The following is a 13406-nucleotide window of genomic DNA, read 5'->3' on the forward strand; positions in this document are numbered from 1 at the left end:
CGGGTGCCTAAGCTTTCCGTGATCGTGCCGTTCTACAACGTGCAGCAATACGCCCCGGACACACTCAGAAGCCTTCGGTTGAACGCCGACCGCGATTTCGAGTTCATCCTGGTCGACGACCATTCGAAGGACGGGACTCCGGCCATTCTCGAACGGGCGGCCGAGGACCTTTCGGATGTCGCGCAGGTGCGTTACATCCGACACGAGGAGAACGGGGGGCTCGCCACCGCCCGCAACACCGGCCTGGACGCGGCGCAGGGCGAGTACCTGACGTTCCTGGACGGCGACGACTGGCTGGCCCCCGGCTACCTCGCCGAACTGGTCTCCGCGCTGGACGAATTGGGCTGCGACTTCATCCGCACCGACCATGTGCAGGCCACCGCGCGCGCCCGTTCCGTGCACCGGGTCCCGGTCGGCCGTCGCTGGGAGGCGATCAACCCGCGGGACGCGATCCTCCCCTCCCACCGCTCGACCTCGGTGGACTACGCCTACGCCTGGGCCGGCGCCTACCACCGCCGCCTCCTCGACCGGGGCGTGCTGCACTTCACCGACGGCCTGCGCACGGCCGAGGACCGGCCGTGGATCTGGAAGCTGCACCGCGAGGCGGAGTCGTTCGCCGTGGTGAGCCTGCTGGGCGTGTTCTACCGGCGCGGGGTGGCCTCCTCCCTGACCCAGATCGGCGACGTGCGCCAGCTCGACTTCATCCGCGCCTTCGACCAGGTGATCGAGGAGACGGCCGCCGACCGTGAGGCCGACCGGCTGCTGCCCAAGGCGGTACGGACGTACTGCGCGATCATCGCGCACCACCTTTCCCATGAAGACAGGTTCGAACCGGCCGTGGCCAGGCAGCTGCGGTCGATGAGCGCGGCGGCCATCAAGCGCATGCCGCAGGACGCGCTCGGTGACGCACTGGAGGCCATGGACATGGACCGCTCGTCCAAGCTGCGGCGGCTGCGGCGCAGGGTCACGCCGGCGGGAGCGGCCGCCTGATGCCCGGGACCACACAGATCTTCTGCGCCTCGACGCTGTACGGCGTCGCCACCCTGGCCGCCGCGATCGACTCCGATCTCTTCGAGGAGCCGGACCGCCGGGTGCTGCTGGTGTTCAACAACTCCGCGAACCCGGAGACCACCCCGGCCCTCGACGAGATGCCGGGCTTCGCGCCGCTGCGCGAGCACTTCGACGACGTGCTGTCCTGGAACGACGCCATCCGCCCGTTCCACCCCGGGGCCTGGACGCCGCGCTCCGACGACATCCCGCTGTTCGAGCGCTATCTGCGGATGCTGTGGGGCCTCGGCGACGACCGGGTGAGCCTGGTCCTGGAGTCCATCCAGGTGGCGCCCGCGCTCACGGTGGCGCAGTTGTTCACCGACGCCCCCATCGACGTCTACGCCGACGGGCTGATGAGCTACGGCCCCACGCGCAACAAGCTCGACCCGCTGGTCGGCACCCGCGTACGGCGGCTGCTGCACCTCGATCTGGTGCCGGGGCTCACGCCGATGCTGCTGACCGAGTTCGAGGTGCCCGCGCATCTGGTGCCGTCGCCCGCGTTCCTCAAGGTGCTGGGCGAGATCACCGAGACGGTCCCCGAGCTGCCCGACCTGCCGGGCGACGCGGCGCTGCTGCTCGGCCAGTACCTGTCGGCGCTGAACATCCTCTCCCCCGAGGAGGAAGAGGACCTGCACGTGCGGATGATGCGGGGCGCGGTCGCCCGCGGCCACCGCACGGTCGTCTTCAAACCGCACCCGACGGCACCGGCCCGCTACAGCCGCGCCCTGGAGACCGAGGCCGAGAAGCTCGGCGTGGACCTCACCGTGCTGGACACGCCCGTGCTGGCCGAGGTGCTGTTCGACCGGGCCCGGCCCGCACTGGTGGTCGGCTGTTTCTCGACCGCGCTGTTCACGGCCTCGGTGTTCTACGAGCTGCCGGTCGCGCGCATCGGCACCGAGCTGCTGCTGGAGCGGCTGACGCCGTATCAGAACAGCAACCGGATCCCCACCACCCTGGCGGACGCGCTGCTGCCCGACCTGGACGGCGGCAAGGACGGCGACCTGCTGCGGGCCGAGTTGCTGTCCGACCTGGTGACCGCCGTCGGATTCACCATGCAGCCGCAGATCTATCCGGACCTGCGCCCGCAGGCGGAAGCGTTCCTCTCCCGCCACCTCGGTCCGCGTACCCGGCGGTACTTCAAGAAGCGCCGTCTCACCTCGCTCGGACTGCCCGGCGGCATTCCGCAGCGGCTGGCGTTCCTGCCCCGCAATTCCACGGCGCGCCGGGTCGTCCGGCGGGCGCGGGCGCTGCGCAAGGCGGTGCGCCGCTGAAAGGGGGCGGTTCCGCGACCGGCCCCGGCGACATCCAGGTGAACCCATGGAGACCGGCAGGCGAAGCCTGTTGCCATCGAACGTAATTACGTCAATTCACGCCCTAGGGTGACAGGCGCCCTGCCCGCCCCACAGGCGGCTCAGGTAAAGGACATACGAGCCACACAGAGGTTTTCAGCGTGACCGAGACGGTCGTCAGCACCCGTAAGCCCCGGCCCGAAGTCGCCGTGCTGGTCGAGCCACCGGGCGCCACGACCGTCCCACGGCGCCGGAAGGACTCCGGCGGCCGGCTGCGTGCCCTGGACGGACTGCGGCTGGTGGCCGCGCTGATGGTGGCGGCGTACCACTACGGCGGGCGCGACGGCGAGGTCTCCGAGGCCTGGGGCACCTCGCCCAAGGAGCAGTTCCCGACGCTGCACGAGTACTTCGCCTACGGCTGCCTCGGCGTCCAGGTCTTCTTCGTGATCAGCGGCTTCGTGATCTGCATGAGCGGCTGGGGCCGGCCGCTGAAGTCGTTCTTCGCCTCCCGCGCCTCCCGGCTGCTGCCGGCCTACTGGGTGGCGGTCGTGCTCGTGACGGCGGTGTTCGCGCTGCCCGTGGTGGCCTACAAGGCGGTCTCGCCGAGCGACGCGCTGGTGAACCTGACCATGCTTCAGATGCCGCTGGGCGTCGACCGCGTGCTCGGCGTGTGCTGGACGCTGTGGGCGGAGGTCCGCTTCTACGCGCTGTTCGCGCTGTGCGTCGTGCTGCCCGGGGCGAACCGCCGCCGGGTGATCATGTTCTGCGCCGGCTGGATGCTCGCGGCGGTGATCGCGCAGAACGCGAAGATGCCGCTGCTCGACATCGTCGCGATGCCCGAGTACGCCCCCTTCTTCATCGGCGGTGTCGGTCTCTACCTCGTCCACCTCGACCGCCGGGACGCCTACGGCTGGGGCATCGTCGCCGTCAGCTGGCTGATCGGTCAGCACTACGCGGTCCAGAGCCTGTGGCACGCGCCCGACGCGGGCGGCTTCTCGTACCGCTCCTCGGTCGGCATCATGCTCGTCGTCACCTTCGGCTTCGTGGCGGTCGCGGCGATCGCGCTGGGCTGGCTGCGCCGGGCGAACTGGCGCTGGCTGACGGTGGCGGGGGCGCTGACGTATCCGTTCTACCTCGTCCACGAGCACCTCGGCTGGGTGGTGATCCACGCCCTGCACCGCGGTCTGGGTCTGCCGTCCGCGGCGACATTCGCCCTGACCGCGGGCTCAATGCTGCTGCTGGCGTGGTTGCTCAACCACTATGTGGAGAAGCCGCTGACGCCACGGCTGCGAGCCTTGCTGGCCAAGGCCCGCTGAGCTGTTCACGGGACGTTCAACCAACCGTCGGTTTGGGCATCGCTCAGGGAGAAGGCTCGTCTCATGACCAACGCACAAGCGACCGACACGTACCCCGGCGAACTCGCCGACGTCCCGGGCTGGTTCCCGCCGCTGGACCAGATGCTGTTCACCTGGTTCCTGGAGCGGCAGCAGAAGCAGGGCATGCGCGGAGACCTGCTGGAGCTCGGCGTCTACATGGGCAAGAGCGCGATCCTCCTCGGCCACCACCTCCAGGACGGTGAGAGGTTCACGGTCTGCGACCTGTTCGAGGGCGACGCCCCCGACGGGGCCAACCAGGCGGAGGCGACGAAGTCGTACGCCTCGCTCACCCAGCAGGCCTTCGAGCGGAACTACCTCTCCTTCCACGACACCCTGCCGACGGTGATCGCGGCCCCCAGCTCGGTGGTGGCCGAGAAGGTGGCCCCCGGCACCTGCCGTTTCGTCCACGTCGACGCCTCGCACCTGTACGAGCACGTCTACGGCGACATCGGCGCCGCCCACGACATCCTGCTGCCCGAGGGCATCGTCGTGCTCGACGACTTCCGTTCCGAGCACACGCCGGGTGTCTCGGTCGCCGCCTGGGAGGCCGTCCTCAACCGCGGTCTGCGCCCCGTCTGCCTGAGCACGCAGAAGCTCTACGGCACCTGGGGCGACCCCGAGCCGCTCCAGGAGGAGCTGCTCGACATGCTGCGACAGCGCACGGACTGCGGGCTGAGCGTGCAGGAGGCGGCCGGGCACCGGCTGGTCCGCGCCCGGTCCAGGGGCATGAAGCCGCCGCCCTTCCCGCCCTCCCGCCACTACGTGGCACCGGTGCCGGCCGGCGCCCCGGCCGCCCCCGTCGCCGAGTCCCGCGCGGCGCGCCCCGCCCGGCCCGCCCCGTCCCGGGCCCGCCGGCTCGCCAAGGACCTGCTGCCCCCCGTGGTCACCCGGGCCGTACGGCGGGCACGCGCGACCCGGGGGTGAGACCCGGGGGCGTCACGCGACCCCGTACCGCGTCCCGATCCCCTCGATCAGGAGCGCCAGCCCCTCCTCGAAGTGCCCGTCGTAGTCCTCGAAGATCTCCGCGCCCGCCTGGGCCGACAAGGGAAAGTCGGCCATCAGGCGGGCGCGTTCGTTCATGTCGAAGCCCTCGCGCCGCTCGCCCGGCAGCGGCTGGACGCCCTGTTCCTCGGTGACGAAGCCCAGCGTGTACAGGTACGTCGTGGTGAGCGCGCGGACCGCCTGGGCGAGGGTGAAGCCGGCGGCCGTGAACAGGCGCAGGTTGTCCTCCATCTGCCCGGCGTGCTCGATCCCGGTGAAGCGTGAGCCGCTGAACACCTTGGCGCCGTCCCGGTAGCCCTGCAGGGCGGCACGCAGGCCCCGGTTGGCCTTCAGCAGGCGTTCCCGCCAGGTGTCGGCAGGGTCGAGCGAGGCCCCGGCGGCCATCCGGCGGTACATCTCCGTCGCCATCTCGTCGAGCAGCGCCTGCTTGTCCTTGAAGTGCCAGTAGAGGGCGGGCGCCTTCACGTCCAGTTCCCGGGCGATGGCGCGCAGGGTCAGGCCGTCCAGGCCCACCTCGTTCAGCAGCCGCAGCGCGGTGTCCGCGACCCGGCGGCGGTCCAGGGGCGCGCGTCGTTCCGTACTCACGCTTGACAACTTAACACCGTTAAGGCGACGCTCGGAAACGGCAGCACTTAACAACGTTAAGGAGGGGGTGGCCCATGGACACGGACGTACTGGTGGTGGGTGCGGGCCCGACCGGTCTGGCGCTCGGCATCGATCTCGCCCGGCGGGGCGTGGCAGCGCTGGTGGCCGAGCGGGCGGAGGGGCTCTTCCCCGGTTCGCGCGGCAAGGGCGTCCAGCCGCGCACGATGGAGGTCTTCGACGACCTGGGCGTGCTCGACGCGATCCGCGCGGCGGGCGGGCCCTGTCCGGTAGGGGTGATCTGGCAGGACGGCAGGCGGACGGGCGAACACCGGATGTTCGACCCGGTCGAGGAGAGCGAGGACTCCCCGTACACCGGGCCGTGGATGGTGCCGCAGTGGCGCACGCAGGAGATCCTGGCGGCGCGGCTTGCGGAGCTGGGAGGGGCGGTGGCCTTCGGCCGGGAGGTCGTCGGCCTGACGCAGGACGCGGACGGGGTCCACGCGGAATTCGCCTCCGGTGAGCCCGTCACCGCCCGGTACGCCGTCGCGGCGGACGGCGGCCGCTCGACGGTTCGCCGGCTGCTCGGCATCGGCATGACGGGCGAGACCGTCGACCCGGACCCGATGCTGGTGGCGGACGTCCGGATCAGCGGCCTGGACCGGGACCACTGGCACATCTTCCCGCCGCTCGGGGAGGGTGACGGTTTCCTCGCGATCTGCCCGCTGGCCGGCACGGAGGACTTCCAGCTGGTGGCGCAGTTCCCGGACGGGACGCCCCCGGACGCCTCCCTGGAGGGCCTACGGAAGGTCGTCGCCGCCCGCTCGCACCTCGCGCCGGAGGCCGTGACCCAGGTGCGCTGGGCCTCGGACTTCCGCCCCCGGGCGGCCTTGGCGGACCGCTTCCGCTCCGGGCGCGTCTTCCTCGCCGGCGACGCGGCACACGTGCACTCCCCGGCCGGCGGCCAGGGCCTCAACACCAGCGTCCAGGACGCCTACAACCTGGGGTGGAAACTGGGCGCGGTACTGACGGGCGGTGCACCGGCGTCGCTCCTCGACACCTACGAGGAGGAACGGCGCCCGATCGCCGCGGACATGCTCGGGCTGTCGACGAGCGTCCACCGCGGACAGACGCGGCGCGGCGCGGCGACCCGCCAACTGGGGCTGGGGTACCGGAAGTCGTCCCTCACCCAGGAGACGCGTACGGTCCCGGGCGCCCTACGGGCCGGCGACCGCGCACCCGACGGCACGCTGGACGGCGTACGGCTCTTCGACGCCTTCCGGGGACCGCACTGGACGCTGGTGGCGGTGGGGACGGCGGCACCGGCGCTGCCGGAGTCGGTGCACACCATCAGCGGGGCGCAGCAGGCGACGTACGGGAAGGGCCTGTTCCTGGTACGACCGGACGGCTATGTGGGCTGGGCGGGCGAAACGGGCGCCGGACTGACGCGGTACCTGGAGCGCGCAGGTCTCTAGCGGGCTCCTGAGGGATCTCCGGGGACGTCACGCACGCGCGTCCGCCGGTACGTACGTCCCCCACACCTCCCGCAGGGCGTTGCACACCTCGCCCACCGTCGCCCGGGCCTTCAGCGCGTCCTTCATCGGATAGAGGACGTTGTCCTCGCCCTCGGCGGCCTTCTTCAGGGCGGCCAGGGCCGCGTCCACCGCCGGCTGGTCGCGCTCCGCGCGGAGCTTGGCCAGGCGTTCCGCCTGCCGGGCCTCGATCGCTGGGTCGACGCGCAGGGGCTCGTACGGCTCCTCCTCGTCGAGCTGGAAGCGGTTGACGCCGACCACGACCCGCTCGCCGGAGTCGGTCTGCTGGGCGATGCGGTAGGCGCTGCGCTCGATCTCGTTCTTCTGGAAGCCGCGCTCGATGGCCTCCACCGCGCCGCCCAGCTCCTCCACCTTGGCCATCAGCTCGACGGTCGCCGCCTCGACGTCGTCCGTCATCCTCTCGATGACGTAGGAGCCCGCGAACGGGTCGACGGTCGCCGTCACGTCCGTCTCGTGGGCGAGGACCTGCTGGGTGCGCAGGGCGAGGCGCGCGGACTTGTCGGTGGGCAGCGCGATCGCCTCGTCGAAGGAGTTGGTGTGCAGGGACTGGGTGCCGCCCAGGACCGCCGCCAGGGCCTGGACCGAGACACGGACCAGGTTCACCTCCGGCTGCTGGGCCGTCAGCTGGACGCCCGCCGTCTGCGTGTGGAAACGCAGCATCAGCGACTTGGGGTTCCTCGCGCCGAACTCCTCCCTCATCACCCGCGCCCAGATCCGGCGGGCGGCGCGGAACTTGGCGACCTCCTCCAGGATCGTCGTACGGGCGACGAAGAAGAAGGACAGGCGGGGCGCGAAGTCGTCGACGTCCATGCCGGCCGCCACCGCCGTGCGGACGTACTCGATGCCGTTGGCGAGAGTGAAGGCGATCTCCTGCGCCGGGCTCGCGCCCGCCTCGGCCATGTGGTAGCCGGAGATCGAGATGGTGTTCCACTTCGGCATCTCGGCCTGGCAGTACTTGAAGATGTCGGCGATCAGGCGCAGCGAGGGCTTCGGCGGGAAGATGTACGTCCCGCGGGCGATGTACTCCTTCAGCACGTCGTTCTGGATCGTCCCGGTCAGCCGGTCGGCGCCGACGCCCTGTTCCTCCGCGAGGAGCTGGTAGAGGAGCAGCAGCAGGGCCGCGGGGGCGTTGATCGTCATCGAGGTCGAGACCTGGTCCAGCGGGATGCCGCCGAACAGCACCCGCATGTCGTCGATCGAGTCGATGGCGACGCCCACCTTGCCGACCTCGCCGTGCGCGAGCGGGGCGTCGGAGTCGTGGCCCATCTGGGTGGGCAGGTCGAAGGCGACCGACAGGCCCGTCGTGCCGTGGGCGATCAGCTGCCGGTAGCGGGCGTTGGACTCGGCGGCCGTGCCGAAGCCCGCGTACTGGCGCATCGTCCAGGGCCGGCCGGTGTACATGGTCGGATACACGCCACGGGTGAAGGGATACGCCCCCGGTTCCCCCAGCTTCTCCGCCGGGTCCCAGTCCCGCAGGTCGTCCGGCCCGTAGACCGGTTCGATGGGCAGTCCGGACTCCGACTCGCGCGCCATGGTCTGATGCCTCCCGCAGGACCGACTGTAGGGACCGACTGTAGGGACCTCGCTCACCACCATGCCCCGTGGTTCGCGCCGGGTCACCCCCGGGGAACATCTCAGGTGACATCCGGACACACCGGTGAGACGACGGAGGGCCGCTTGCGTACCACGGGCATGGGGAGAGCAGCGATCGCGGTGGCAGTCGCCGGGGCGGCCGTCCTGGCCGGCTGCAGCGTGCAGGCGCCCGACGGCGACGGGAAGCGCCGCTCACCGGTGCACATCGAATTACCCGGGGACACTCCGTCACCGGCCCGGACCCCCGCCGACGGCGGCGGACCGGGCAGCGCTCCCGCCCCGCCCGGCGACGACAAGCCGAGCGCCGCCGCCGTGCCGCCCCGCGTGCTGTGGTCCCGCGGCGACACCGGCCGGGACGTCCGCGAGTTGCAGGCCCGGCTGCGGCAGGTCGCATGGCTCTTCGACGGGCCGACCGGCACGTACGACGACTCCACGGAGCGGGCGGTCAGCGGCTTCCAGGGCAAGCGGGGGCTGCCGCGCACCGGGAAGACCGACACCGTCACCTGGCAGCGGCTGCTGCGGATGACCCGTGAACCGGGCACCTGGGACCTGTACCTCATGGGCGGCCAGCCGGCCGATCCACCGGATCCGCGCTGCCGGACCGGACGGGTGCTGTGCATCGACAAGACCAGCAGGACGCTGCGCTGGATGATCGACGGCCGGACCGTGTCGACGATGGCGGTCCGCTTCGGCTCACGCGGCACACCGACCCGGGAGGGTGTGTTCTCCATCTACTGGAAGTCCCGCGACCACGTGTCGACGCTCTACGACTCGCCCATGCCCTACGCGATGTTCTTCAGCGGCGGCCAGGCCGTGCACTACTCCCCGGACTTCGCGGCCCGGGGCTACGCGGGCGCCTCGCACGGCTGTGTCAACGTACGGGACGAGGGGGCGATCGCGGAGCTGTACGCGCAGGTCCGTAACGGCGACAAGGTCGTCGTGTCCTGGTGAGGACAGGAAGGGGAATTGGGGCGCGGGCGGGACCGGGGGAACGTGTCCCGCCCGCGCTCAGGTGCACGAGCCGTAGGTACGGGGGGAACCCCGGCTCCGTGCGACGGCCGATGACCAGTCGGCTCACTCATTACTGCGCCGGGGCGGCCGAAAACGTCACACCCTCGGCGAGGAGATTTTCGCGGAGTACGAAATCGCAGGTCGCAGGGGTGTGAGAGACCGCGTGGAACGGCCGCGGTCCGCGGCTGCGTCCTCGCCGGCCTGCCGCTCGGCCCGCTTCCCGGCCTTCCGCTCGGCCCTCTTCTGGGCCTTCTTCTCCGCCTCGTCCCGCTCGCGGCCCTGCTTCCCGGACCTGTCGTCGCGATCACGCCGGTCCGTGTCCTCGTCGTGCCGCTGCGCCGAGCGGCCGCCTGCCCCGGACCCGGACAGGACGCCGTTGCAGTACTTCCAGACCCGGGAGCCGCCCGCCGCGTCGCGCAGGGCGCGCCTGCGGTCGGCGTCCAGCCGCTTGCCGTCACGGAGGTCGCGGCAGGCGGCAGCGATCCCCCTACGGCTGTCGCCGGAGCTGTCCCCGCGGTCGCCCCGGTCGCCGGAGCCGGGCTTCGGGGCGGGGTCGTCGCCGGCCGCGTCCCGTCCGGGGTCGCCGCCACCCGGGTTGTCGTCGGGCGTGGACCCGCCCTGCACGGCGTCGCTCGGCGAGGGCGACACCAGCGGGCGCTCGGGCGGAGTGACAGCGGCCGAGACCGAGGAGCCGGGCTGGGGCTCGTCGTTGCCGAACGGTGCCCTCAAGGCTCCGGTTCCGGCCACGAGGGCGGCACCGCCCGTCATCCCGACAGCCAGCACGGCGGCCAGGGCGAGGCGCGCGGGACGAGCCCAGCGAGGCCGCCGGACGTCGCCCGAGCCGCTGCCGCGCGGGGTTCCGATCCGGACCAGCCCGGCGTCGGCGGTCTCGGTACCGGCCCGTCCGCCGTCGGCCGCGGGGGCCGCCGCGGTGTCGGCGCGTTCGGCGCGCGCCTTGCGGAAGGCGGCCATCGCCGCGGCCTCACCTGGGAGTTCCTCGCTGGTCAGCGGGGGTGCGGCGGAGAGCGCGCGGAGCGCTGCCGCGAGTCGTTCGGCCTCGCCCCGGGCGGCGCCGTCGACAGCTTCGGGTGGCTCTCCGCTCAGCAAGCGCTCCGCCGTTTCGCGGTCCAGCCACCTGTACTGCTCGTCGGCCATCACACATCCTTCTGCGTCCGCATGACGCTTTGCGTCACACGTGCGGACGCCATGGCACCGCCGCGCGGTTCTCGCTGGGGCGGCAACGCGTCGAGGACCCCGGCCGATTCCGGATCGGCCTCCGGATCGTCGCCGAGGAGTTCGGCGAGCCGCTTCAGGCCCCGGTGGGCCGCCGTACGGACGGCGCCCGGGCGCTTGCCGAGGGTCTCGGCGGCGGTCTTCGCGTCGAGCCCCACCACCACGCGCAGCACGACCGCCTCGGCCTGGTCCTGCGGCAGCCGGGATATCAGGGAGAACGTGCCGTCGGTGGCGAGCGCCTCGATGGCCTCGTCGGCGGTGTCGGACTCGGCGGCCCGGCCGGTCAGTTCCGTCTCGTCGCCGCCGATCGCGGGCCGGCGCCCGCGCATGCGTATGTGGTCCAGCGCGCGGTTGCGGGCGATACGGGCGGCCCAGCCGCGGAAGCGGTCCGCGTCACCGGTGAACCGCTCCAGGTCCCGGGCGATCTGCAACCAGGCCTCGGACGTCACGTCCTCGGCGTCGGGGTCGCCGACCAGCGTCCGTACGTACCCGAGCAGCCGCGGGTGCACGGCCCGGTACACAGTCCGGAACGCGGTTTCGTCTCCGTCCTGTGCCGCGCGCACCGCGGCGGTCAGCTCCGCGTCGTCCCCCAGCACCGCGCGCCCTTCTGCGCCTAAGCCGGCACCGCTTTCGCGGACCGGTTCTCGCCGTCGTGGTTCCTCAATTGGTGGTTGCGGTAACGAGACCGCAGGTGGTTGCGGTGGTCTTGGTGCCTCCGCGTGGCGCGAAAGGCACGTTACGACCTGAAACCACTCCCCGTCCATGTCCGCCCAGGATGCAACTAAGCCGTGACACGGTGGGGTGTGACAGAAAACGCTCCCCGGGCGCTGTAGGGAGTACGGGCCGCCGCGCGGCCCGTGCCGCGCGACGGCCGGGGCCTCTCCTGTGGGGGGTGGCGGCCCCGGCCGTCTCGCGCATGACCCCGGGCAGCCCCCCGGTGCGGTGCGGAGCCCCCTCACCGGCACGGGCAGTGCGCCCGGCACTTCTCCCTCATCCGCACCTTTGCGCGGTCTGCGCCGCCTTGCGAGACGTGACCCGGACAACACCCTTCGAGTCCCGCCGCTGGGGCTTGCACGCGGAAACCGGTCGGTTTACGGTGGTGAAACTGATCGGTTTCTCGCCGGGGGAGGCGAGTCTCACACCCCACTCATGAGGAGCATCGGATGACTGCCGCGCGCGACGCCGAGGGGCAACCGGCGGCCCCGGCCCCCAGGCTTCCGGCGAAGCTGGCCGCCCACCCGTCGGTCCAGGCCGTACTCGCCCGGCGCAGGGCCGGTGACGCGGTGCACCCGCCCTCGGTGATCGACGCGGCCTGGCTGCGCGAACTGTGCCTGGCGGCCGGCGCGGACGACGCCGCCGCGGTCAGCCTGGACCACCCCGACCTGGCCGGCGAGCGTGAGCACGCGCAGTCCGCACTGCCCGGCACCCGCACGCTGATCGCGATGGCGTTCCGGATGAACCGCGACAACTGCCGCTCCCCCGCCCGCAGCGTGGCCAACCAGGAGTTCCACCAGACCGACGAGCAGGCGAACCACGCCGCCCGCAGTGTCACCCAGGCGCTCCAGGACGCCGGTCACCGCGCACTCAACCCCTCCGTCGGCTTCCCTCAGGAGATGGACCGTTTCCCCAGCGAGCGGATCTGGGTGGTGGCGCACAAGACCGTCGCGGTGGCAGCGGGGCTCGGCGTGATGGGTCTGCACCGCAACGTCATCCACCCGAAGTTCGGCAGCTTCGTGCTGCTGGCCACCGTCCTGGTGGACGCGGAGGTCAGCGCGTACGGACAGGCGCTGGACTACAACCCCTGCATCGACTGCAAGTTGTGCGTCGCCGCCTGCCCGGTCGGCGCCATCAGCAAGGACGGGGCGTTCGACGCCCTGGCCTGCACCACGCACAACTACCGCGAGTTCATGAGCGGGTTCACCGACTGGGCGCAGACCGTGGCCGACAGCGAGGACGCCGCCGACTACCGCTCCCGGGTCACCGATTCCGAGAGCGCCTCCATGTGGCAGAGCCTGAGCTCACCCCCCGGCTACAAGTCCGGCTACTGCCTTGCCGTCTGCCCCGCGGGCGAGGACGTCCTCGACCCCTACCTGGACGACCGCAAGACGTTCATGGACACCGTGCTGCGACCGCTCCAGGACAAGAAGGAAACCCTGTACGTCCTGCCGGGCTCCCACGCGCAGGAGTACGCCCGGCGCCGCTTCCCCCACAAGCCCGTCAAGGAAGTGACCGGCGGCTGGCACCCCCCGGCGAAACGCGCCGCGCCCCCCGACCGAGAGACACGTACGGCATGAGCGGCATCGGTCTGGTCAACGCCGACAAGGGAGTGACCGGCACCGCGACCAACGGGGCCCCGGTCCGCCCGACACTCACGGTTCTGACCAACCAGTCCGCCGGCAGCGTGGACTCGAGCCTGGCCCGGACGGCGACCACGCAGGCGGCCCAGAACGCCTCGCTCGTCGTGCGGTCGGCATCTTGGGCATGGACGCTTCCGGTCTTCATCGGCATGGCGGTGCCGACGGCCGGTGCCACCACCCCCATCGAGTGGGCGACGCGGTCTGACGCGGGGCTGGGTCATGAGGGCCGCCGGCCTCGTGGCGGCCGCGCTGTTCGGCTTCTGCGTACTGGGGTGGTACGACCGCAGCGGGCTGCACCGCATCCCGGTGGAGACGAACCCCGAGAAGACCGCCGCGCCGGCGCAACGGAGAGCGGAAACC

The 13406-nt window shown here is 71.7% G+C and carries 11 protein-coding genes; 7 read left to right on the forward strand and 4 right to left on the reverse strand.

Annotated features, from left to right (window positions below):
- Window positions 1–3 precede the first annotated feature (3 nt).
- The 4 genes from SCNRRL3882_RS15145 to SCNRRL3882_RS15160 all read left to right on the forward strand — a co-directional run bounded on the left by SCNRRL3882_RS15145 (window position 4) and on the right by SCNRRL3882_RS15160 (window position 4639).
- Complete coding sequence (locus SCNRRL3882_RS15145) at window positions 4–990, forward strand: glycosyltransferase family 2 protein (RefSeq protein WP_029181678.1); 987 nt, start codon at window positions 4–6, stop codon at window positions 988–990.
- The gene (locus SCNRRL3882_RS15150) at window positions 990–2321 is read left to right on the forward strand and encodes an alpha-2,8-polysialyltransferase family protein (RefSeq protein ID WP_010047133.1); all 1332 of its coding nucleotides are present in this window, start codon (window positions 990–992) and stop codon (window positions 2319–2321) included. Before SCNRRL3882_RS15145 ends, SCNRRL3882_RS15150 begins: the two co-directional genes overlap by 1 nt.
- A gap of 179 nt (window positions 2322–2500) precedes the next feature.
- Entirely contained in the window at window positions 2501–3655 is a 1155-nt protein-coding gene (locus tag SCNRRL3882_RS15155; protein WP_010047129.1) for an acyltransferase family protein, read from the forward strand.
- A gap of 63 nt (window positions 3656–3718) precedes the next feature.
- Window positions 3719–4639, forward strand: a complete 921-nt coding sequence (locus tag SCNRRL3882_RS15160; protein ID WP_010047128.1) for a class I SAM-dependent methyltransferase — start codon at window positions 3719–3721, stop codon at window positions 4637–4639.
- A 12-nt stretch (window positions 4640–4651) separates the two neighbouring features.
- On the opposite strand, the gene SCNRRL3882_RS15165 is transcribed toward SCNRRL3882_RS15160, so the two are convergent.
- Window positions 4652–5302, reverse strand: coding sequence for a TetR/AcrR family transcriptional regulator C-terminal domain-containing protein (locus SCNRRL3882_RS15165; protein WP_010047122.1), 651 nt, complete (start codon window positions 5300–5302; stop codon window positions 4652–4654).
- A 74-nt stretch (window positions 5303–5376) separates the two neighbouring features.
- Between SCNRRL3882_RS15165 and SCNRRL3882_RS15170 the strand changes: the two genes are divergently transcribed.
- Complete coding sequence (locus SCNRRL3882_RS15170) at window positions 5377–6774, forward strand: FAD-dependent oxidoreductase (RefSeq protein ID WP_010047120.1); 1398 nt, start codon at window positions 5377–5379, stop codon at window positions 6772–6774.
- A 27-nt stretch (window positions 6775–6801) separates the two neighbouring features.
- Here the strand turns inward: SCNRRL3882_RS15170 and SCNRRL3882_RS15175 are convergent, their stop codons facing one another.
- The gene (locus SCNRRL3882_RS15175; protein WP_010047118.1) at window positions 6802–8385 is read right to left on the reverse strand and encodes an acyl-CoA mutase large subunit family protein; all 1584 of its coding nucleotides are present in this window, start codon (window positions 8383–8385) and stop codon (window positions 6802–6804) included.
- Between the two features lie 159 nt (window positions 8386–8544).
- Between SCNRRL3882_RS15175 and SCNRRL3882_RS15180 the strand changes: the two genes are divergently transcribed.
- Window positions 8545–9396, forward strand: a complete 852-nt coding sequence (locus SCNRRL3882_RS15180; protein ID WP_029181677.1) for a L,D-transpeptidase family protein — start codon at window positions 8545–8547, stop codon at window positions 9394–9396.
- 156 nt (window positions 9397–9552) lie between these two features.
- Here SCNRRL3882_RS15180 and SCNRRL3882_RS15185 read toward each other — a convergent pair whose 3' ends face one another.
- Window positions 9553–10611 (reverse strand): hypothetical protein, encoded by a 1059-nt coding sequence (locus SCNRRL3882_RS15185; protein WP_010047113.1) that lies wholly within the window; start codon window positions 10609–10611, stop codon window positions 9553–9555.
- On the reverse strand, window positions 10611–11285 hold the full coding sequence (locus SCNRRL3882_RS15190) for an RNA polymerase sigma factor (RefSeq protein ID WP_010047111.1): 675 nt from the start codon (window positions 11283–11285) through the stop codon (window positions 10611–10613). The genes SCNRRL3882_RS15185 and SCNRRL3882_RS15190 overlap by 1 nt, the downstream gene beginning before the upstream one ends.
- 567 nt (window positions 11286–11852) lie before the next feature.
- On the opposite strand from SCNRRL3882_RS15190, the gene SCNRRL3882_RS15195 reads away from it, so the two are divergent.
- Complete coding sequence (locus tag SCNRRL3882_RS15195; RefSeq protein WP_010047110.1) at window positions 11853–12983, forward strand: 4Fe-4S binding protein; 1131 nt, start codon at window positions 11853–11855, stop codon at window positions 12981–12983.
- Window positions 12984–13406 lie beyond the last annotated feature (423 nt).

The sequence above is a fragment of the Streptomyces chartreusis NRRL 3882 genome (assembly GCF_900236475.1).
GTDB lineage: Bacteria > Actinomycetota > Actinomycetes > Streptomycetales > Streptomycetaceae > Streptomyces > Streptomyces chartreusis_D.